Annotated in this window: 18 protein-coding genes; 10 read left to right on the top strand and 8 right to left on the bottom strand. The window is 36.7% G+C overall.

From position 1 onward, the window contains the following. Positions 1-22 precede the first annotated feature (22 nt). The 3 genes from lpxA to lpxB are packed head-to-tail and all read left to right on the top strand — an operon-like array spanning position 23 to position 2,911. Complete coding sequence (lpxA, locus tag ACFINM_RS06335; RefSeq protein ID WP_375609506.1) at positions 23-847, top strand: acyl-ACP--UDP-N-acetylglucosamine O-acyltransferase; 825 nt, start codon at positions 23-25, stop codon at positions 845-847. A gap of 2 nt (positions 848-849) precedes the next feature. Next, positions 850-1,722: an LpxI family protein gene (locus tag ACFINM_RS06330; RefSeq protein ID WP_375629630.1), complete on the top strand. Its 873-nt coding sequence runs from the start codon at positions 850-852 to the stop codon at positions 1,720-1,722. Beyond that, a complete protein-coding gene (lpxB, locus tag ACFINM_RS06325) occupies positions 1,715-2,911 on the top strand; it encodes a lipid-A-disaccharide synthase (protein WP_375640927.1) in 1,197 nt (398 codons plus the stop codon). Before ACFINM_RS06330 ends, lpxB begins: the two co-directional genes overlap by 8 nt. A 20-nt stretch (positions 2,912-2,931) precedes the next feature. On the opposite strand, the gene ACFINM_RS06320 is transcribed toward lpxB, so the two are convergent. The 7 genes from ACFINM_RS06320 to gltX (ACFINM_RS06290) all read right to left on the bottom strand — a co-directional run bounded on the left by ACFINM_RS06320 (position 2,932) and on the right by gltX (ACFINM_RS06290) (position 10,959). After that, the gene (locus ACFINM_RS06320; RefSeq protein ID WP_375620787.1) at positions 2,932-3,705 is read right to left on the bottom strand and encodes an amino acid ABC transporter ATP-binding protein; all 774 of its coding nucleotides are present in this window, start codon (positions 3,703-3,705) and stop codon (positions 2,932-2,934) included. Between the two features lie 79 nt (positions 3,706-3,784). After that, positions 3,785-4,492, bottom strand: coding sequence for an ABC transporter permease (locus tag ACFINM_RS06315; RefSeq protein ID WP_375620788.1), 708 nt, complete (start codon positions 4,490-4,492; stop codon positions 3,785-3,787). Continuing rightward, entirely contained in the window at positions 4,489-5,211 is a 723-nt protein-coding gene (locus tag ACFINM_RS06310; RefSeq protein ID WP_375620789.1) for an ABC transporter permease, read from the bottom strand. Before ACFINM_RS06310 ends, ACFINM_RS06315 begins: the two co-directional genes overlap by 4 nt. A 79-nt stretch (positions 5,212-5,290) precedes the next feature. Continuing rightward, complete coding sequence (locus tag ACFINM_RS06305) at positions 5,291-6,043, bottom strand: transporter substrate-binding domain-containing protein (RefSeq protein WP_375630036.1); 753 nt, start codon at positions 6,041-6,043, stop codon at positions 5,291-5,293. Positions 6,044-6,511: 468 nt separating this feature from the next. After that, positions 6,512-7,264 (bottom strand): transporter substrate-binding domain-containing protein, encoded by a 753-nt coding sequence (locus ACFINM_RS06300; protein ID WP_375640926.1) that lies wholly within the window; start codon positions 7,262-7,264, stop codon positions 6,512-6,514. A gap of 707 nt (positions 7,265-7,971) precedes the next feature. Continuing rightward, positions 7,972-9,267 (bottom strand): citrate synthase, encoded by a 1,296-nt coding sequence (gltA, locus tag ACFINM_RS06295; RefSeq protein ID WP_375618359.1) that lies wholly within the window; start codon positions 9,265-9,267, stop codon positions 7,972-7,974. Positions 9,268-9,528: 261 nt separating this feature from the next. Continuing rightward, positions 9,529-10,959, bottom strand: coding sequence for a glutamate--tRNA ligase (gene gltX, locus ACFINM_RS06290; RefSeq protein ID WP_375640925.1), 1,431 nt, complete (start codon positions 10,957-10,959; stop codon positions 9,529-9,531). 111 nt (positions 10,960-11,070) lie between these two features. On the opposite strand from gltX (ACFINM_RS06290), the gene ACFINM_RS06285 reads away from it, so the two are divergent. From ACFINM_RS06285 to gltX (ACFINM_RS06255), 7 genes are all read left to right on the top strand, one after another. Continuing rightward, a complete protein-coding gene (locus ACFINM_RS06285; RefSeq protein WP_375640924.1) occupies positions 11,071-13,329 on the top strand; it encodes a ComEC/Rec2 family competence protein in 2,259 nt (752 codons plus the stop codon). Between the two features lie 482 nt (positions 13,330-13,811). After that, on the top strand, positions 13,812-14,516 hold the full coding sequence (rpiA, locus tag ACFINM_RS06280; RefSeq protein ID WP_375612139.1) for a ribose-5-phosphate isomerase RpiA: 705 nt from the start codon (positions 13,812-13,814) through the stop codon (positions 14,514-14,516). Between the two features lie 106 nt (positions 14,517-14,622). After that, positions 14,623-15,192: a DUF2059 domain-containing protein gene (locus tag ACFINM_RS06275; RefSeq protein WP_375612140.1), complete on the top strand. Its 570-nt coding sequence runs from the start codon at positions 14,623-14,625 to the stop codon at positions 15,190-15,192. 203 nt (positions 15,193-15,395) lie between these two features. Further along, entirely contained in the window at positions 15,396-16,787 is a 1,392-nt protein-coding gene (gene gor / locus ACFINM_RS06270) for a glutathione-disulfide reductase (protein ID WP_375612141.1), read from the top strand. Positions 16,788-16,855: 68 nt separating this feature from the next. Continuing rightward, positions 16,856-18,235, top strand: a complete 1,380-nt coding sequence (locus ACFINM_RS06265) for a class II 3-deoxy-7-phosphoheptulonate synthase (RefSeq protein ID WP_375640923.1) — start codon at positions 16,856-16,858, stop codon at positions 18,233-18,235. A gap of 119 nt (positions 18,236-18,354) precedes the next feature. Next, positions 18,355-20,016 (top strand): NAD+ synthase, encoded by a 1,662-nt coding sequence (locus ACFINM_RS06260; protein ID WP_375640922.1) that lies wholly within the window; start codon positions 18,355-18,357, stop codon positions 20,014-20,016. Positions 20,017-20,026: 10 nt separating this feature from the next. Beyond that, a complete protein-coding gene (gene gltX / locus ACFINM_RS06255) occupies positions 20,027-21,400 on the top strand; it encodes a glutamate--tRNA ligase (RefSeq protein ID WP_375640921.1) in 1,374 nt (457 codons plus the stop codon). Between the two features lie 59 nt (positions 21,401-21,459). Here gltX (ACFINM_RS06255) and ACFINM_RS06250 read toward each other — a convergent pair whose 3' ends face one another. Beyond that, positions 21,460-22,863, bottom strand: coding sequence for a DEAD/DEAH box helicase (locus tag ACFINM_RS06250; RefSeq protein WP_375640920.1), 1,404 nt, complete (start codon positions 22,861-22,863; stop codon positions 21,460-21,462). Positions 22,864-23,009 lie beyond the last annotated feature (146 nt).

Genomic DNA, 23,009 nt, shown 5'->3' with positions numbered 1-23,009 from the left:
GATATTTGATGGGAATTTAAAAATGTCCGGTACAAAAATCCATCCAACTGCTCTTGTGGAGAAGGGAGCGCAGCTTGGTGAGAATGTACGCGTTGGACCATTTTGCCATATTAGTTCAGAGGCTGTTATTGGTGATGAATGTAGTTTGACAAGTCATGTTGTAATAATGGGAAAGACAACGTTAGGAGCCAAGAGTAAAGTATTTTCTCATGCCGTTTTGGGGGCAGATCCGCAAAATAATAAACATAAAGGAGGGGCTACAACTCTTTTTATTGGTAAGAATTGTACGATTCGTGAAGGTGTAACAATGCATAGGGGGTCCGATTCGAGTGTAGGAATGACAGTTGTTGGTGATAATTGCCAATTTTTTTGTTATGCGCATATCGCTCACGATTGTTATGTAGGCAATCATGTAACATTTGCCAATAACGCAATGATTGCTGGTCATGTTACTATTGGTGATTATGTGATTATTGGTGGTGGTGCTGCTGTTCATCAATTTGTTCGTGTTGGACATCATGCATTTATCGGCGGCGTATCTGCACTGGTTGGTGATCTGATACCTTATGGAACAGCTGTTGGTGTGCAGGCAAAACTTGCTGGACTCAATATTATTGGCATGAAGCGTGCAGGACTTGAGCGTCAAGATATTCATGCACTCCGTCATGCGGTTGCTATGCTTTTTGATCATAGCAAACCATTTAAAGAGCGTGTCAGTGATGTTGCTTCTTTCTATTCTTCTTCTCAGTCTGTTTCTGAAGTTGTTAATTTTATTAAAGAAGAAGGAAAGCGTTTTTATTGTACACCAAAATTTGAAGGTGTTAGAATAAAAGAACATAAGGATTAAAAATGCCTATTTGGGGAGCCAGAAGTTTTCTTTCCGGCCGTACTGCTATTATAGCAGGAAATGGTGTTCTACCGATTACTGTTGCGCAGACTCTTGAGAAGAATGGAGAAAATCCTTTTCTTGTGCTTTTGCATGGTGAGGCAGATTCTGTTCTTTATCGCTATGAGCATTGCGAGCTATCAATTGTAGAGTTAGCACGACTCGTTAAAATTTTAAAAGAGGCTGGTGTATATAATGTTGTTTTGGCAGGTGGTGTAAAAAAGCGTCCACTTCTTAAACAATTGCGACTGGACTGGACAACATTTTTAGCTCTTCCTAAGTTAATCGGAGCTTTGAAGAGGGGAGACGATGCGTTATTAAAAGCTTTTATACGAGTTATTGAAGCACATGGTTTTTGTGTTATCGGTGCTCACGAAATAGTCCCAGATCTTTTAGCTCCCATAGAATTTAATTTAACAGTACGGCGCGCTACTCCAAAAGAGAAAAAAGATATTTTTTTAGCAGTAGAAGCAGCAAAGCTTTTAGGTCAATTAGATATCGGGCAAGCCGTTGTCGTTGTCCAAGGAAGGGTGGTTGCTCTAGAGGGCGCTGAGGGAACTGATAATATGTTGTGGCGTGTTTGTGAAATGCGAGAAAGAGGGCAAATTCCCCTTAAAGGTGGCATTCTTGTAAAATGCGCAAAACCACAACAGGATAATCGCGTTGATTTGCCATCAATTGGGCCCGCGACAATAATGAATATTGCAAAGAGTGGTTTATCTGGTGTTGCGGTGGAGGCAAATAGAAGTCTAATATTATCAGTGAAAACAACAATAGAAAAAGCCAACAAATATTCTTTATTTATAGAGACATTTGAAAAGTTTGGTCATGAATAATTGTTTCTTAAAGATTGCAGTGGTTTCAGGTGAGGAATCTGGTGATTTACTTGGGGCCGATCTAATTTCTTGTTTATCACAACAGATAGGATGCAATATTCATTTGATTGGTGTTGGGGGGAGCCATTTAAAGGCATTAGGCTTAAAAAGCTTTTTTGATTCCCATGATATTGCTTTAATAGGTTTAAAGGAGGTGTTGAAAAAACTACCATTGTTGTTGCTACATATTCGCAATTTATCCAAATTTATTGCACAAGAACAACCTGATTGTTTAATTATTATTGATAGTCCTGATTTCACGCATCGTATTGCAAAAAAGGTACGTGCTTTAGCGCCTTCTATTCCTATCATTAAATATATTGCACCGACCGTTTGGGCATGGAGGCCAGAGCGTGCGAAAGCTATGTGTGGATTTGTTGATCATGTTTTAGCGGTTTTTCCTTTTGAAGAAAAGATTATGCAAGATTTGGGAGGCCCTGCCACGACTTATGTTGGACATCGTCTTTTGACATATCCTCCCCTTTTGAGAGTTCAGTCAGAAAAAAAAAGCCAATTAGAACACAGAAATTTGATCGATACACAAACATTATCGCCTACATTAGTTATTTTGCCAGGATCACGCAATTCAGAAATTCGTTCCTTAATGCCTATTTTTCGAGAAACAGTAGAGATTCTTGTACAACGTATTCCTCATTTACGTATTATTTTACCAACCTTACCTCATTTGGTAGATAGAATCTGGGACTTTGTGCAGGGCTGGAAAAGCAAGATAGAAATTGTAGTTGGTGAAGATGAAAAATGGCGTGCTTTTGCACAAGCAGATGTTGCTCTTGCTGCACATGGAACTGTTTCACTTGAATTAGCCTTAGCAAAAGTTCCTATGGTTCTTTGCTATAAACTTGATTTCTTTTCTAAAATATTTATTTTTCCTAAAATGATGTTATGGAGTGCTGCTCTTCCAAATATTATTTCTGATAAGCCTATTGTTTCGGAATATTTGAATGAATTAATCCGTCCTGGCATGTTAGCAAGACAGGTAGAACAACTTTTGGCTAATCCTTTATTGCGACAGGCACAACTTGATTCCTTTGAGATGGTAGAACAGAAAATGAAAACTGAAGTACCATCGGGGGTTGTTGGCGCACAAACAATTATCACTCTTTTAAAAAGCAGGAATAAAATTGTATAAATAAAGCAATATTTTAATGATTAATATTTAATTTTAGCAAGAAAATTACAAGCACGTTGGCTTTTAGGATTGGTAAAAAATTCTTCAGAGGCTGTATCTTCAACAATTTTTCCATTTTCTAGAAAGAGTATTCTTTCTGAGACTTTACGTGCGAAGCCCATTTCATGGGTAACACAAAGCATTGTGATCCCTGTATCGGCCAATCGAGCCATCACTTCCAAAACTTCTCCCACACTTTCTGGATCAAGAGCAGAGGTTGGTTCATCAAAAAGCATGACTTCGGGTTCCATACAAAGTGCACGGGCAATCGCAACACGTTGTTGTTGCCCACCAGAAAGTTGTAAAGGATATTTTTCACAGTGTTTTTCAATACCAACATGCGTTAAGTAACGAATTGCCCGTTCTTTTGCTTGTTGTTTGGAAAGGCCCTGAACTGTCATAGGTGCTAAAATACAATTTTGTATAACGCTCATGTGGGGAAATAAATTAAAGTTCTGAAAGACCATTCCTATCTTACGAAGAACATTTTTTTGCTGTTGTATAGGTGCAGTATGGATATCAACGTTATGGATACAGATTGAACCTTTTTGTGCTTGTTCTAATTGATTAATACAACGAATTAACGTTGATTTTCCTGATCCGGATGGTCCACAAATAACGATATGTTCACCAGCTTGAACATTAAAGTTGATATCATGTAGGACCTGAAAGTTTCCATACCATTTATTTAGATTTCGAATAGAGATCACTGGTTTTTTACTGGGAGAGATCGATTTATTATTTTTCAAATTCATCTTATTTTATTCTTTCATTGATGAAGAACTTGATTAATTCAACATTTTGGTTTGGTAAAGTTTTTTATGATCATTTTATTTACCGTAAATGTCGAGTGAGGCGCTGCTCGATAAAAACAATAAAACGATGAATGAGTTCAACGATAAAGAGATAGATAAGAGCAGCCCAAACGTAAACTTGAAAATCGAAAGTCCGTGAATAAGCGAGTTTAGCAACCCCCATTAAATCATAAACAGTAATAAGTGAGGCAACAGCACTGGATTTAATCATTAAAATCAACTCATTTCCTAGGGGGCGTAATGCTACAATCATTGCTTGTGGAAGAATAACTCTAAAAAATGTGACAGAGTTGCTTAAACCTAAAGCTTTTGATGCTTCGCGTTGTCCAGTTGTTACGGATAGAAAACTTCCTTTAAAGATCTCAGATTGGTAGGCAGCAGAATTGAGTGTAAAAATAAAAAGACAACAATACCACGCGTTTTGAAAAAACCACCATAGCCCCACCTGTTGCCAAAAACTGTTCATTGAACCAAGCCCATAATAAAAAAGAAAGAGTTGAGCTAATAAAGGAGAGCCGCGGAAAAAATAGACATAAGCATTTGCAAAATATTGTAAAAATGTATTCTTTGATAGACGTGCAAAAGCGATAATCATACCCAAAAAAAGACCTAGAGAACAAGAAATAGAAACAAGCTCAACAGTAATAATAAAGCCATTAATAAATTTTGGTCCATAATGGCTTAAAAGATCAGGATTAAAAAGGAAATAAAGCCACTCAGGAATCATTGACCTAGCACCTTTTTATAGCCTATTTGAGTGTATGTTTCCAAATGGCGTAAGATTGCAGTAAAAAACGCTGAAAATAACAAATAGAGTAAGCATGCTATAAAATAAAATAGCATGGGTTTATTGGTAGCAGCGACAGCTAAATTCGTTTGTCGCATGAGGTCAACAAGCGCGATTGTAGAAACAAGGGATGTATCTTTCAGTAAAGTAAGCCAATTATTAGAAAGTCCTGGTAAGGCATTTCGGATGAGCTGAGGAAAGACAATACGAAAAAATGTGGTTGTTCGCGAAAGACCTAAAGCTTTAGCCGCTTCATATTGACCTTTATCAAAAATATTAAATGCTCCAAGCCAAACTTCACAAGAAAAAGCTGCAAGAACCATACTAAGAGCAAGAACACCAGCAACAAAAGCATTGATACTGAACATGATTTCAAAATTAAAATAGTCAAATAAATTTTGAATAAGGCTTTGTAATCCGTAGTAAACTAAAAACAGAGTTAAAAGCTCTGGTAATCCACGAAACACCGTTGAAAAGAGACGTGCTAGAGCTTTAGCTATCTTAATATTGGATCGAATCATTACTGCATTGAGAAGTCCTAGAGGAAATCCTAGAAGGCCACAACATAACGCCAATGACAATGTCATTCCTGCACTGGAAAGTATAACCGCTCCCCATCCCCCATTGCTAAATGATAGCAATGCTAAATTTTCAATCATTCTTGTGTTCCTCATGAAAGAGTTAGATAATATTTTTTAGCAATAACCAACGGGTTTCATTTAAATATCATATTGATATTTAATAAACATCACTTGTAAAATATTTTCTCATAATTTTCTCATAAGTTCCATCCAAACGAATTTCTTTTAGCGCCTCATTGAGCTTATTTTTAAGATCATTATTATTTTGACGGACTGCAATTGCAACAGGAAATCTTGTTTCTTCTAGAGTTCCTAGGAGGGAACAGCAATCTTTTCCTTCATTTTTAAGCCAATTTAATGCTTGTAATTTATCAACAATAATCACATCAAGTCGATGATTTAAAAGATCACGATTCACTTCGATTGTGGAAGGATAGAGTTTTATTTTCACCTCTTCAGAGGCATAATGATCTTCTGCATAGAAAGCTTGTGTTGTATTGGATTGCACACCAAGATTTTTACCTCTAAAATCTTTTGTCGAGATTTCTTTAATTCCCGAAGCTTTGGTAACAATAACAGCCAGTGCTGTATCGTAGTAAGGATCTGTGAAGTCAATTTTTTGTAAGCGATCTTGTGTGAGAGAGAGGGAAGCAATGATAGCATCATATTTTTTTGCAATAAGTCCAGGGATCATTCCCTCGAAGTCTTGTGTGACAATAGTACATTCAATATTCATTTTTTTACAAAGTGCGTAAGATATATCAATATCAAATCCTTGCAGTTTGTTATTTGAGTCAATATAACTAAAGGGAGGATAGGTGCCTTCACTCGCAATTTTTAATGTTTTCGCATCAGCCAATTGGGTGAATAGTGCAGCGCTTATTATAAGAGCTCCAGCTAATAGTTTCATGATGTTCTCCTATTGGATAAGCGGGCAATATGAAATCATTATGTTTTTATAATCTGTAAGCTTTTTGGGAGCAATTCAAAAATTTATTGATGTTTATTTTAGATCATTATGTTGGACATTATTGATAAAAAAAGAATAAATATCTTATTGCTTGTATGATAGCTTAATTTTCACGAAATATTTGATTTGAATCATTTCATGAGTCAAAACTGCGGATTTTTTTTGAAAATAAGGCTATTAAATTTGAACATAAAGAAAAAATTAGATTTTGATACGATAAAAATACAACCTTATTGTTGTCATTAGATTCTACAAAATGTTTAGCTCTCAAGGAGCAATTAAAAGTTATTTTGATAAATGTAAATTTTCTTATAAAAAAGCCGAATTTCTAATTATATCTGCATGTCCAATAAAGATTTAAAAAATACTCCTTAAATATACAGATTGAGTTTTAATTCATAGTGCTATCTAATTGATATCGAAAGTAAAATATTTTCTCATAATTTTCTCATAGGTTCCATCGGCGCGGATTTCTTCTATTGCTTTATTAAAACTATTTTTAAGATCATTATTATTTTGACGGAGTGCAATTGCAATAGGAAAATTTGTTTCTTCTAGAGTTCCCAAGAGGTGACAGCAGTCTTTTCCTTCATTTTCAAGCCAATTTAATGCTTTTAATTTATCAAAGATGATGATATCAAGCCGATGGCTTAAAAGATCACGATTAACTTCTGTTGCTGTAGGATAAAGTTTGATATTAACTCCTTCAGAGGCATAATGATCTTCCGCATATGCAGCTTGTGTTGTATTTGATTGTACACCAAGGTTTTTACCTCTAAAGGCTTGTGTTGAGATTTCTTTAATTTCCGAACTTTTGGTAACGATAACAGCGAGTGCTGTGTTGTAGTAAGGATCTGTAAAATCAATTTTTTGTAAGCGCTCTTTTGTAGGAGAAAGGGAAGAAACGATAGCATCATATTTTTTGGCAAGAAGACCGGGAATCATCCCCTCAAAGTCTTGTGTGACAATAGTACATTCAACATTCATTTTTTTACAAAGCGCATAAGATATATCAATATCAAACCCTTGCAGTTTGTTATTTGAGTCCATATAACTAAATGGCGGATAAGAAGCATCGCTTGCAATTTTCAGCGTTTGAGAATTGGCCGATAGGGTAAACAGTGTCGCGCTTATTATAAGAGCTCCTACTAATAATTTCATTATGTTCTCCTATTAGATAAGCTGGCAAATATGAAACCATCATGAATTTTTATAATCTGTAAGCTCTTTTGGAGCAATGTAAAAAATTTATCTGTGTTCATTTTGCTATCATTATGCTGAATATCATTATCAAAAAAATAAATTCTTTTTATCAAGTATAGGAATAAAAAATATAGGAAAGAAGGTCACCTCTTATTGATTATAGGGTGATTTTTAATAATTTTATTTAAAAATCAATAATTTATCTTTAAAAGAAAAACTATCAACTTAAATACAAAGAAAATTTCAGCTTTTAACAGAACAAAATGTAAAAGTGTTTTTATTCTAATTAGAGAAGCACTTAATGTAAGCTTTTTGCAATTTTATCTGAAGAAGATAGAAAGAAAAATTCTGACATTGCTAGATTTTAATATGTAATAAGGCTTTTAAACATGGGGGAATGATAGGGAATACATTTTCATTAAAGATAATGAGGATTATAAGGTAAACTTTTCAATTTCTTTTTGCTAAATGTTTGGCTAATTCGCAGAAGAGTATTCTCAATTTCTTTACAGAGCTAAAACTTAGAATTTTTTAGTAAATTTTTATGATGATGTTATCTCTGTAGAAAGAGTTTTAAAATCACGTTTTATAAAAATTCTTAAAGGATGTTTTTTGATTACTCTCAATAAAGCTTCAGTAAATTGAAGCTTTATTGATTTCTTTTTTTAATTTGCACGTTCATCTATAGGAACATAGTCACGCATAGCATAGCCAGTGTAGAGTTGTCGAGGACGACCAATTTTTTGTGCAGGGTCTTCAATCATTTCTTTCCATTGTGCCACCCACCCGACACTGCGCGCCAATGCAAAAAGGACAGTAAACATTTCAGTTGGAAAACCTAGAGCTTTTAATGTAATGCCGGAATAGAAATCAACATTGGGATAAAGCTTTTTCTCAATAAAATATTCATCACTTAAGGCAATTTTTTCAAGCTCTATTGCAATATCAAGAAGAGGGTCATCTTGAATGTTGAGTTCTTTTAAAACTTCATGACAGGTTTTTTGCATGATTTTTGCACGTGGATCATAATTTTTATAGACACGGTGCCCAAAGCCCATAAGGCGGAAAGGATCATTTTTATCTTTTGCACGTGCAATAAATTCAGGAATTCTTTTAATAGAACCTATTTCTTGTAGCATTTTTAGGCATGCTTCATTGGCACCACCATGTGCTGGTCCCCAAAGGCATGCAACACCTGCTGCAATACAGGCAAACGGATTAGCACCTGAGGATCCAGCAAGACGTACCGTAGATGTAGAAGCATTTTGTTCATGATCTGCATGAAGGGTAAATATTTGATCCATCGCCCGAGCAAGCACAGGGTTTGTTTTATATTCTTCACAAGGAACAGCAAAACACATATGGAGGAAATTTGCAGCATAACTAAGATCATTACGTGGATAAACAAATGCTTGTCCAATACTGTATTTATAGGCCATAGCAGCAAGCGTTGGAACTTTTGAGATAAGACGAACAGAAGCAATCATTCTCTGGTGAGGATCTGTAATATCAATAGAGTCGTGATAGAACGCAGACATAGCGCCAAGGCAGGCAACCATGACGGCCATAGGATGAGAATCACGACGGAAGCCATGGAAGAAGCGTGCAAATTGTTCGTGGACCATGGTATGCTGCATAATACATCGATCAAATTCATTTTTTTCTTGCTGTGTTGGGAGTTCACCATAAAGTAAAAGATAACAACTTTCGAGAAAGTCTCCTTTTTCAGCCAATTGATCAATAGGATAACCACGATAAAGCAATATGCCTTTATCACCATCGATATAAGTAATTTTTGATTCACAAGAAGCTGTTGAAGTAAAACCAGGATCATAAGTAAAAATATCGGTTTTTTTATAGAGAGAAGCAATTTCAATGACTTCAGGTCCACTCGTGCCTTTACGCAAGGGAAGCTCTACTTTTTTATCATTCACAATAATATATGCGTTATTCTCAGACATTCGGTATTCCTTTCAGATCCTTCACTTCTAAAAATTAAGACTCTGCTTCATCAGAGTGGGGGATGTATAACTGAAGCTTTTCTTACTTATTTAAGGGTAGATTGCCTCTAAAAGTGAGTACATGCAATCTAAAAATATTTCCTTATTGATCATTATTACTCAATAAGAAATGTATTTCAATGATATAACATAAAAAACTCTTTTAGGGCACGTTGAGATATCTGTATAGACCCTTATTTGAGGAAATATACTCAGTGTCCATCATGGGTATATTGTTGTGATAAGTTGGTCCTTGATGCGATGAAGGGATTCATTGCGTCCTAATAAAATAAGAACATCCAAAACACCTGGTGATGTTGCACATCCTGTAAGAGCTGCGCGAAGTGGTTGGGCGATAGATCCAAATTTGAGATTCTGTGTTTGGACAAAAGAGCGAAGTGTTTCATCTAGAGTTTTTGTATCCCAAGAGGGGCACGCTTTCAGAGCAAGATAAAGATCGTTTAAAATGGTTCGTCCATTTTTATCTAAGAGCATTTGAGCTTTTTCATCAAGTTGTAAAGGTCGTTGCGTAAAAATGAAGGAGGCATTGTCAATCAGTTCGCACAGTGTTTTTGAACGTTCTTTCAAATGCGGGATTGCTTTTAAAAATTGAACACGGCGTTTTTCATCAAGTCTTTCAATAATTTGTGCTCCCCTATCGGTTTCTGGTAGAATATTAAGAGCGGCATCAAAAAGTTCTTGATCATTACTCATACGCATATAGTGTCCGTTGATGGAATCGAGCTTTTTGAGATCAAAACGAGCAGCACCTTTGTTAATATCCTCAATATCAAACCAAGAAATCATATCTTTAAGGGACATCAGTTCGTCATCACCATGACTCCAACCTAAACGGACAAGGTAATTGCGCAAAGCAGCAGGAAGATATCCCATTGTTCGGTAGGCATCAACACCGAGCGCACCATGTCGCTTTGATAATTTTGCACCGTTTTCACCATGGATAAGAGGAATATGGGCCATAACAGGAATGTCCCATCCCATTGCTTTAAAGATAATCGTTTGTCGGGCTGCGTTGGTAAGATGATCGTCACCACGTATAATATGTGTGATGCCCATATCATGATCATCAACGACAACAGCATGCATATAGGTAGGCGAACCATCAGAACGCAAAATAATGAAGTCATCGAGATCTTTATTAGGAAAACGGACATCACCTTGAACAAGATCATGTACAATCGTTTCTCCATCTTGAGGGGCTTTGATGCGAATAACAGGCTTAACATCTTTAGGAGCTTCAGAACTATCACGGTCACGCCAACGTCCATCATAACGTGGTGGGCGCCCTTCTGAACGGGCTTTTTCACGCATTTCAGCTAACTCCTCAGGTGAAGCATAACAATAATATGCTTTGCCATTCTTGACCAACTGTTCAGCGATTTGGCGGTGACGTTCTGCACGTTCGAATTGCGAAATAGGGGCGCCATCATAACTAAGACCCATCCAGTGCAAGCCATCTATAATGGCTTTTACAGCTGCTTCTGTTGAACGCTCTCGGTCTGTATCTTCAATTCGTAAAAGCATTTTTCCACCGGTATGTTTTGCATAAAGCCAATTAAAAAGAGCAGTACGAGCACCACCAATGTGAAGGAAGCCAGTGGGTGAAGGGGCAAAACGAGTAATAACAGACACGAATATTTTCCTTTAAACTAAGATATTACTTATGGAATTTTATAGAAAAGTCATGTTAGCATAAGTGATGGGGCGTGCAATAGCCGTATTGCGAGTTAAAGTGGGGGACTGATGTTTTATAAAAGTAAAGAGGGTTTATCCGAAAAATCTGTTACAGAAAGAAAAAAGCCATGTCAGATAGGGCAGAGTGTTTTTTCTAGGTATGATGATGCAAAGAACAGTAGCTATAATCAACAAAAACTTTTTTTATTGACACTCTTAAAAGAAGTAATCATTTTTTTTCGCAAATGGTTAGAAGATTGTATTAATAAAGAAGTTTCTTTTGGTATCCTTTTTTCGCTGATTTTAGTCTTTTTTGCCCTAGGAATCATTTTCTATTTTCATTTAGAGTGGGAACCGAGTTGGGGACAATTGGGGGCGTTGGTCAGTATTTTTCTGGGAATATTCTATGTAGCACGTTTTTATCGAAAAATATCGATTCCCGTGGGGTTTCTGTTTTGTATTATATTGGGTGCTTTAGCGGCAAAAATAGAAACGTGGCGTATTGCAACACCCATGCTAAGCAGTGACATTGTCACTACATTGACGGGAAGAATTGTTTCTATTGAGTCAGGTGCCAAAGGAGGATTTCGTTTAGTTTTGGATATTTTGAATACAGAAAATCCCGTATTACGCCATAGTCTTCATCGTGTTCGTTTATCGGCAAGATATTTGCCATCTGGCTTAGCGATTGGTGATGGATTGCATGGAAAAGTTAAGATTCGTGCATTCTCTGGGCCGGTGCGTCCAGGAGGCTACGATTTTAGTTTTCATAATTATTTTAAAAGAATTGGAGCACAAGGCGTTTATTTAGGAAAACCAAGAAAAATATCCGTTTCGCAGCCTGATGGAATATTCGCTATCATTCTACAGAAAATTGAAAATTTACGCACGAAGATGACACAAAGAATCCGTATAGCCCTTGAAGGAGAAAAGGGGAGTGTTGCAGCTGCCCTCATAACAGGGCAGCGTGCTGGTATTTCAAATGAGACAAATGAAGCATTACGTACAGCTGGATTAGCTCATATTTTATCAATATCAGGTTTACATATGGCGTTGTTAAGCGGCATAGTTCTTTTGAGTATCCGTAGTTTTTTAGCATTTTTTCCAGTTTTTTCTTCCTATTATTCCAGTAAAAAATTTGCTGCTATCGTTGCTTTTATGATAACAGCTTTTTATTTGTTATTGTCGGGCTTAGCAATATCAGCGCAAAGAAGTTTTGTGATGATTGCTGTTATGTTGGTTGCTATATTGTGTAATCGCTCTGCTATAACAATGCGTAATTTTTCCATTGCAGGGTTGATAACTCTAGCGATGACACCCCATGAAATATTAGGTCCTAGCTTTCAAATGTCTTTTTCTGCGACTGCTGCTTTGATCGCTTTTTTTGATTGGTGGAGTGGAAGGTCATTTTTTCTTAAAAGAAAAACAACTCCCTCTTATGTTGGAGGAGGAGTGATAAATTTTGTTTTCTTATCGATGCTTTCAACATGTGCTTCTTCCTTTGTTGCAGGGAGTGCAAGTGGAATTTATGCTGCTTATCATTTTTCTAATATGGCATCGTTGAGCATTATCAGTAATGCTTTTGCTTTGCCTGTCATCTCAATTTTTGTCATTCCCTTTGGATTAATCGCAGTTCTTGCAATGTTAGGAGGATTCGAATGGCTTCCTCTTCAAATTATGGGTTTTGGAGTTGATCTTGTAATAAAGATTGCACATGCTATCAAGGCTATTTCTCCTGATTTGAATCCTGGTTTTATGCCGTTATCAGCGTTAGTTTTATTGAGTATAGGCTTGGTTGGACTGACTTTTTGCAAAACACCCATCCGGCTCTTTTTTAGTTTGTTTATTTTGGCAGGTATTTCTATTTGTGTATTGCATTCACCTGTACAACTGATTATAGCAGATAATATGCGCCTCGTGGGCGTTATTCATGATAAAAAATTATATATTGATCATTACCATATTTCTAAGTTCACGACATCCATATGGAAAAAGTCATTTCGTGTGAATGAAACGATTAAACCAACAAAATATGGTCCTTCGTTGCACGGACAATTTATTTGTGATTATCATGTATGTACATCTTTATTGGATAATGGATTAAAAGTGATCGTTTTACAGAGAGAAACAGATCAATGTGTAGAGGCAGATATTCTCATTCAGACATTTGTGATGCATAATCCAACTTGTTACAAGAAGGCAAAAATAGTATTTATACCTCAACAATTGTTATCACGAGGAAGCGTTATGATGACCAAAGGTGGAGATATTATTTGGTCTTCGCTAGGGTTTCATAGACCATGGAATATGCACAGACAGCATTCATAAAAACATATAATCAGTCATATTTTGCTTCACATTTGGATAATGACAAAACAAAAAATAACAGAAGACTTTTCTCATAATATTTTACGGTATTTAAATTGGTAAGTTTATCAACGTTATTGAAATGAGATAATAATCTACAGTTTTCTAGAAATGGATGATTTTTTATATCTGATCATTTTAATTTTTTCAAAAAAATTGATATGTGCATCTTTGTGCATCCTATTGATAGCACAAAATAAATCAAAAATTCTTATTGAATGAGAAAAATGCTAACAAATATTCTCAAAGAAATAAAAAAGATAATTGTTGATTATTCTATTTTATTCTTATCATATATTTCTATAACGAGTAACATCTCTTCAAGCAAGAGATGATGGTCAATTTAAATAGATTGCGTCAAGAGGTTATCTTTTATTATCATTATTATCGGTGGTAATAGGGGTGATAAATGCTGCTTATACGGATAGAAGGCAAAGTCATTCATGAATGTTCAGCAGTTAAAAAAAATGGCAGCTATTAAAGCGCTTGAGTTTGTTGAAGATGGTATGCGGCTTGGTATCGGATCTGGTTCGACAGTCAATGAATTTATTCGTCTTCTAGGTGAGCGTGTTGCGGATGGTTTGCGGGTGACTGGTGTTGCTACTTCAAAATATTCTGAACAACTCTGTCATAAGTTTGGAGTGCCTGTTAGCACTTTAGAACAAATACCTGAGCTGGATCTTGATATTGACGGAGCAGATGAAATTGGTCCTGAGATGATGCTCATTAAAGGGGGAGGGGGAGCATTGTTGTATGAAAAAATTGTAGCGTCGGCATCTCGTGCAATGCTTGTCATTGCGGATGAAACAAAGGTGGTAAAAAGACTTGGTGCTTTTGCACTACCAATTGAAGTTAATCCATTTGGTATCCACACAACATGCAGAGCCATTGAAAAAGTCGCTGATGATTTAGGGCTTTCTGGAAAAATTGCATTGCGAATGAATGGAAAAAATCCTTTTGAAACAGATGGTGGCCATTTTATTCTTGATGCATTTTGGGGCTGCATTTTGCAACCAAAACCATTATCAGATGCACTTCTTGCTATTCCTGGTGTTGTTGAGCATGGCCTTTTTTTGGGGTTGGCTTCACGTGCAATTGTCGCTATGGCTGATGGTCAAATAAAAGTTTTAGAACCGTTTGATTTTTAGAAAAGGCATTTACATGATGATATGTTAGCACAGTAAAAAAGGGTCTTAAAGATTTTAGGTAGAATAACGAATTAAAATTATAATTAGCGATCGGGGTAATCATTAAATGAAAATAATATTTTCTTTTCAGCGTTTTGTCGTATATTTTAGTGCAATTGCTATTTTTGTTGTGAATGTTGGCATGGCTTATGCACAAGGTGTGAGTGATCAACATTTAGATTCAGCGCGAAAGGCAATCAGAGCTATTCATGCAACGGATCAATTTGATAGCTTTTTACCAAATGCGGTCCATGATTTCAAAAATGAACTGATTAGCGATGATCCGAATTTGGCAACAGCTATTTCTGATATTGTTGATAAGCAGGCGCTTGCTTTAATTAAAAGGCGCTCTGATCTAGAAAAAGAGATTGCTCATGTATATGCAAAATATTTTACTCAAAAAGAGCTTGATGCGATAACAACATTTTATAATTCTGATACCGGTAAAAAGTTTTTGACAGAAGTCCCCAATATTGCACGTGATTCTTATTCAGCATTTGATATATGGCGTACTGCTCTTATGCGGGATCTTGTAGAAAATGTGAAAAAAGAGATGTCTGAAACACTTAATTTGAATAATTCTACTATGCCTACAAATATGCCTATAAAATCAGAATCTTCAGAAAATAAAAAATAGCTTGATCGATATCATGACAACAATGGGCAATTTCTAATTTTTTTAATAGCGGCGGTTTTCCCGCCGTTTTAAATATTTTAATGAGAATAAGTCTTTTTAGAATACTGCTTTATAAAAAAGGCTTCTTCAAAAGAAAAAAAGACTTTCATTTGATAATAAAAGATCTTAGCCTACTCTTGCAGATGTATAAGAAGGAATAATTCGTGGGCTCTTTTGACTTTGATTTATTTGTTATTGGAAGTGGTTCTGGTGGAGTGCGTGCAGCACGGCTTGCTGGAGGTCTTGGCAAGCGGGTCGCTATAGCAGAGGAATATCGTATAGGGGGCACTTGTGTTATTCGTGGTTGCGTTCCCAAAAAACTTTATGTTTATGCATCACAATATGTAAAAGAATTTAAGAAAAGTGTTGGTTTTGGGTGGGAATATGCGGATCCAATTTTTAGCTGGGAAAAGTTGGTTGCAGCTAAAAATAAAGAAATATCAAGGTTAGAAGGGTTGTATCGTAAGGGATTAGAAAATAACAATGTGCATATTTATGAAAGTCGTGCTACTTTTATAGATGATCACACATTAGAGCTTTCTGCCACGGGTGAGCGGGTAAGTGCAGAAAAAATTTTGATTGCAACAGGGGCAAAACTTGCACCAAATACGTCCATAGAAGGCGGTGAATTTTGCCTTACTTCTAATGAGATTTTTGACCTTAATCAACTCCCAAAATCAATAGTGATTGTTGGTGGAGGGTATATTGGTGTTGAATTTGCTAATATTTTTCATGAATTAGGTGTAAAAACAACACTCCTTCATCGTGGTGATTTAATCCTTCGTAATTTTGATCATGATTTGCGGCAATTGCTCAGCGATGCAATGATTGAAAAAGGGATTTCTATTCTCTATGGCATAACAATTTCTAAAGTGCAGGCTGCAGAAAATTGTTATGAAGTTGTTTTATCAAATGGGAAAATAATCAGAGCCGATCAGATTATGTTGGCTACGGGGCGTGTACCAAATACAACGGGTTTAAGACTTGAGCGGGCAGGTGTTAAGGTGAATGAATTTGGTGCAGTTGTTGTTGATGAGAAAATGACAACAAATATCCCCCATATTTGGGCTGTTGGTGATGTAACAGGTCATATTCAATTAACACCCGTTGCGATTCATGATGCAATGTGTTTTGTTAAGACAGCATTTGAAAATATTCCAACAACACCTGATTATGATTTAATTACAACAGCAGTTTTTTCACAGCCAGAGATTGGAACGGTTGGTCTTTCAGAAGAGGAGGCGGTAAAGCGTTATAAGCGTCTTGAAATTTATCGTACAGTTTTTCGTCCTATGCGTAATATTCTTTCTGGTAGTTCAGAGAAAATGCTTATGAAACTCATTGTTGATGGTGAAAGCCGTATTGTTGTGGGCGCTCATATTTTAGGGGAAAATGCTGGTGAGATGGCTCAGCTTATAGGGATATCTCTCAAGGGTAAGCTGACGAAGGATATCTTTGATGAGACGATGGCAGTGCATCCAACGATGGCAGAAGAATTGGTAACGATGTATAAACCAAGTTATATATATGAAAATGGGAAGAAAATAGAAAGTTAAACAGCATATATTGCGGTAAAAAGCTTTTGGTATGCTAATCTGTAAGATTAATCTTTAGAGAGAGTGTAATGATAAAAGAATGGGCGCCTGACACTTGGAGAACAAGGCCAATTAAACAAGTTCCGACTTATCCGGATAAGTCTATGTTAGAAGATGTTGAGCGAAAACTGAGACGGTATCCTCCTTTAGTTTTTGCCGGTGAAGCACGTGATTTAAAAAATGAATTAGCAGCCGTTGCGAAAGGCCAAGCTTTTTTATTGCAAGGTGGTGATTGTGCCGAAAGCTTTGCAGAACATGAAGCTGATAATATTCGTGATTTTTTTCGTGTATTTTTGCAAATGGCGATTGTTTTGACCTTTGGTAGTTCTAAACCGGTTGTTAAAATTGGTCGTATTGCTGGTCAATTTGCAAAGCCTCGCTCTTCTGATATTGAAAGAAAAGAGGGAGTTGAATTTCCTGCTTATCGTGGGGATATTATTAATGGCATTGAATTTGAAGCCGGTTCTCGTATTCCAGATCCGCAACGGATGTCTATGGCTTATCGCCAATCTGCGGCAACACTTAATCTATTGCGAGCTTTTTCACAAGGCGGCTATGCTAATTTAGAAAATGTTCACACATGGATGTTGAGTTTTGTTTCTAACAGTCCGCAGGGAGAACGTTATGAATTATTGGCAGAGCGTATTTCTGAAGCAATTGATTTTATGCGTTCTATAGGGATTACATCCAAAACACATTCTTCATTGCGTGAAACATCTTTTTATACCAGTCATGAAGCACTGTTACTTGGTTATGAAGAGGCTTTGACTCGGATTGATTCAACTTCAGGAAATTGGTATGCAACATCTGGTCATATGTTATGGATTGGTGACCGTACGCGTCAGATTGACCATGCTCACGTTGAATATTGTCGCGGCATTAAGAATCCTATAGGATTAAAATGTGGTCCTTCCATTGAGCCTGATGAGCTTTTGAAATTAATTGATATTTTAAATCCTGAAAACGAGCTGGGGCGGCTTACTCTCATTACGCGCTTTGGTTATGATAAAGTTGAAAGTTATCTACCTAAACTCATCCGTGCTGTTGAACGCGAGAAGCGTGCGGTTATATGGTCATGTGATCCAATGCATGGCAATACAATTACTGCCAATGGTTATAAGACGCGTCCTTTTGATTATGTTTTAAAAGAAGTAGAGAATTTTTTTGCAGTGCATCGTGGAGAGGGAACTTATCCAGGAGGCATTCATATTGAGATGACAGGTCGTGATGTTACTGAATGTACAGGAGGGGCGCACGCCATTTCTGTGGACGATTTATCTGATCGTTATCATACGCAATGTGATCCACGGTTAAATGCAGATCAAGCGTTAGAATTGGCTTTTCTTGTTGCTGAACTCCTTAAAAAAAATCGCGTGACTGACTCGTTAGCAATTGCTGCTGGGGGGTAGGCAAAAATTTGCCTAATATTTTTAGGTCATTATGGCAGAAAAGAATTTTAAAAAATGATGTTTCCGATGATGAAGAATAAAGTTGTGGTTGCTAAACTGATGAAATGATACAAAGGCTTATGAAAAATGATATTCGGGTATCAATTGCCCAATTAAATCCTATTGTCGGTGATATTGAGGGGAATTTTTCTTTAGCTGTCATGGCGCATCAAAAGGCCAAAGAAGAGGGGGCTGATCTTGTTTTATTCACGGAACTTTTTATAAGTGCTTATCCGCCGGAAGATCTTGTTCTAAAACCTGCTTTTACAAAAACATGTGAAGAGACTGTTGAGAAATTAGCAAAGATAACCGTAGGCGGACCAGGAATTGTCATTGGTCTTCCATTAAGGCGCAATGGTAATATTTACAACGCTGTCATGGTTCTTGATGAAGGGAGAGTCATTGCCGAATGTTTGAAGTTTGATTTACCTAATTATGCTGAATTTGATGAAAAGCGTTTATTTTCTTCAGGTCCACGTCCTCAGCCTATTGTCTATCATGGAATTAAATTAGGAATAGTCATTTGTGAGGATCTTTGGAATGATTCCTCTCTTAGTACAGAGCTTAAAGATAAAGGAGCGGAAATTATTCTTGTCCTTAACGGATCTCCTTATTATCGTAATAAAACATTAAAACGTATAGACGTTGTTCATACACAGGCTCTACAATCTGGAGTGCCAATTATCTACGCTAATCAAGTAGGTGGTCAAGATGAGCTCGTTTTTGATGGTGGGTCTTTTGCCTTGAATGGACAAGGCAAAAAGATATTTCAAATGAAACACTTTGATAGCCATATTGCTTTAAGCCATTGGCAAAAAACAACGACGGGATGGCACTGTATTTCAGGTCCTAATGAAAGTCTTCTCAATGGATTAGCGGCTGATTATCAAGCTTGTGTTTTGGGGTTGAAAGATTACGTTAATAAAAACGGCTTTAAGGATGTTATTCTTGGTCTTTCAGGAGGAATTGATTCAGCCCTGTGTACGGCAATGGCGGTGGATGCTCTTGGTGCTGAGAGGGTTCGCACCATTATGATGCCCTATCATTATACTTCGCAAGAATCATTAAAAGATGCCAAAGAATGTGCTGATCTTTTGGGATGTCGTTATGAAATCATACCGATTGCACAATCTGTTGAGGCTTTTTTAAAGACAATGGCACCTGTTTTTTCAGGGTTACCCTCTGACGTCACAGAGGAAAATCTTCAAAGTCGTATACGCGGTACACTTTTAATGGCGCTTTCAAATAAATTCGGCTCAATGGTGGTAACGACAGGCAATAAGTCAGAAATGGCTGTGGGATATGCAACACTGTATGGGGATATGAATGGCGGGTTTAATCCTCTTAAAGATATTTATAAAATGCAGGTTTATGCATTAGCGGAGTGGCGCAATAAAAATCACTTGCACAATTTGAGAGGACCAGAAGGAATGATCATTCCGTCCAATATTATAGAAAAAGCACCCTCTGCAGAGCTGCGGGAAAATCAAAAAGATGAAGATTCTCTTCCGCCTTATCCTATTTTAGATGATATATTACAATCTCTTGTAGAAAATGACATGAGTATTTGTGATATTGTTAAACGTGGACATTCACGAGAAACTGTTGCGAAAGTTGAACAGCTTCTTTATGGTGCCGAATATAAAAGGCGTCAATCTGCGCCTGGTGTAAAAATCAGTTACAAAAATTTCGGACGCGATCGTCGCTATCCTATAGTCAATCATTTTCGCGATAAAAATTGAGTATTATTTTATGGTTAAAGTTCGTTTTGCTCCCTCTCCAACAGGTTATATTCATATTGGCAATATCCGTAGTGCGCTTTTCAACTGGCTTTATGCGCAAGCGTATAAGGGAGAATTTATTTTACGCTATGATGATACAGATATTGAACGTTCTAAACAAGAATATATCGATGCTATTGCTGTTGACCTTGAATGGCTTGGTATTCAACCAGATGCAATTTATTACCAATCCAAGCGATTTAATCGATATGATGAAGTGGCAGAAATTCTCAAACAACGTGGCCTTCTTTATCCTTGTTATGAGACAACAGAGGAATTAGAGCGGCGTCGTAAAATCCAGCTTTCACGCAAATTGCCTCCTGTTTATGACCGTGCAGCATTGAAGTTGACAACAGAAGAGAGAAAAAACTTTGAATCACAAGGTCGTAAACCCCATTGGCGTTTTCTTCTTCCTAATTTTGAAAGTGATCCTTTACACACAAAGCGAACAGAAGTTTGCTGGAATGATGCAATAAAGGGAAAGCAGACGATTGATTTAGCTTCTCTTTCAGATCCTGTTCTTATTCGTGAAGATGGAACCTATCTTTATACATTGCCGTCTATTGTTGATGATGTAGATATGGCTATTACGCATATTATTCGTGGGGATGATCATATTACAAATACAGGCGCTCAAATTGCTCTTTTTAAAGCTCTTAATGCAGAATTACCGGTTTTTGCTCATACCAATTTATTGGCGACAGTTTTAGGAAAAGGATTTTCAAAACGTAATAATGATCTTTCTATTCGTTCTCTACGGGAAGAAGGATTTGAATCTATAGCTGTTCAATGCCTTGCCGTTTTGATTGGGACATCGCAAAATGTGCATCCCTATCCCAATCAAGCTGCGCTTTTAGAGCATTTTAATCTCCAAGATACGTCAAGATCCGTTGCAAAATTTGATATTGCTGATCTTCTTGCTTTGAATAGTCATCTTGTCCATGAGTTAACCTATGAGGAAGTAAAAATGCGCCTTAAAAAACTTTCTATTGAGGGAGATAAGGCGGAATATTTCTGGAACGCGATAAGAAGCAATATTAATAAAGTCAATGAGGCTGTTTTTTGGTGGAAAATCATTCATGATGAACAGAATTTTGATACAGTAGCACTAGAGGATCGTGCTTTTGTGCACCAATCACTCGATTTCTTACCTGAAGGTGCTTTGAATGAGGAAAGTTGGAAAATTTGGACAACAGCATTAAAAGAAAAAACAGGTCGAAAAGGAAAAGCTTTATTTATGCCATTACGTCAGGCACTTACGGGCATGGATCATGGACCTGAAATGGGAAAAATTTTGCAGCTTTTAGGGCGTGAAAAGGTAACGGAAAGGCTCTCTAGAAAATAAGAGCGGATTTTTTAAAAGTATTTTGTTCATTTCACTCTAAAAGAGAGTAGAGAACGGGTTTATTTGCACGTTTTTATAAGCATGAAAGCAGGAATATCATCACCAAATCCAATAGGTGTGTAATTCTTATTTTTTCGTGAGCGTCGTTGCTCAGATGGCTTCTCCTTATTATTTGCATTTTTGATATATTCTGTTTTATTCTCTTCTACAGATTTTTTAGTGTGAGCAACAGTCTCTTTTGGAGCAGTTTTCTTTGATGGTTTTGAAGATTTTTTCTTTACAACAATATCTTCTGTTTGATCATCGGCTATTAAAGTTGAGAGATCTCCATTGAGCCATTCAATTTTTTCATTACTCATTTCCTCGATGGCATTGATATATTTTTGATCAGCTTTTGTAACGATTGTAAAGGCTTTTCCGCTACGATTTGCACGCCCTGTACGACCAATTCGATGGATATAGTCTTCAGCATGTGTAGGAACATCATAGTTAAATACATGACTTACAGCTGGAATATCGAGTCCACGGGCAGCAACATCAGAAGCAACAAGAAGTGTAAGTTTATTATTTTTAAAATCAGCTAGGGTGTTCATGCGCGAATATTGGTCCATATCTCCATGAAGTGCCCCTACATTAAAGTTATGTTTGATGAGCGATCTAAAAAGTTCAGAAATATCTCTCTTTCGATTACAGAAAATGATTGCATTTTGAAGCTCTGCACCTTCATTTTGGATAAGCTCTCGTAAAACCGCTCTTTTATCCCATGATTTATTTCCAGATTTGACAAGCCGTTGTGTAATTGTGGTAGCTGTTGAGGAAGCTTTTGTAACTTCAACAGATACGGGAGAATGTAAAAATTGTTTCGTTAGTTTTGTAATTTCTGGCGCCATTGTTGCAGAAAAGAACAAAGTTTGACGCGTAAAAGGGGTTAGCTTACAGATGCGTTCAATATCAGGAATAAAGCCCATATCCAACATGCGATCAGCTTCATCAATCACAAGGATTTCAACGCCCATCAGGAGTAGTTTACCGCGCTCGCAATGATCAAGAAGGCGCCCTGGTGTTGCTATAAGAACATCAGCTCCCCGTTCAAGTTTGCGATCTTGGAGTTCAAAAGAAACTCCACCAATCAAAAGAGCAACATTTAAACGATGATTTATTCCGTATTTATCGAAATTTTCTTCAACTTGAGCTGCAATTTCTCTTGTTGGTTCTAAGATGAGTGTACGGGGCATTCGTGCTCTTGCACGACCTTTTTCAAGGAGAGTGAGCATAGGCAATACGAAAGAGGCAGTTTTACCTGTTCCCGTTTGGGCGATTCCTAAAACGTCTTTTCTTTGAAGGACATGCGGAATTGTTTCACTTTGAATAGGTGTCGGAGCTGTATACCCCGCTGATTTCACCGCATTAATAACCTTTGCGGAAAGACCTAAATCATCAAAACTGTTTAAAGATGGTATCATTTTTTTATCAACTGCTCTGTGATTTTAACTGCGCTATCTAATGATGATTATAACCAATATTCTACACTCTTTAAAAGTATTAAGATGGTTTCACAAAAAAAAATAACTATAACAATCATATACATATAAAACGCATAATACAATCA

The sequence above is a fragment of the Bartonella sp. AA168HLJHH genome (assembly GCF_042197365.1).
Classification (GTDB): Bacteria; Pseudomonadota; Alphaproteobacteria; order Rhizobiales; family Rhizobiaceae; genus Bartonella.
This window is presented reverse-complemented; position numbering and strand designations above follow the sequence as displayed.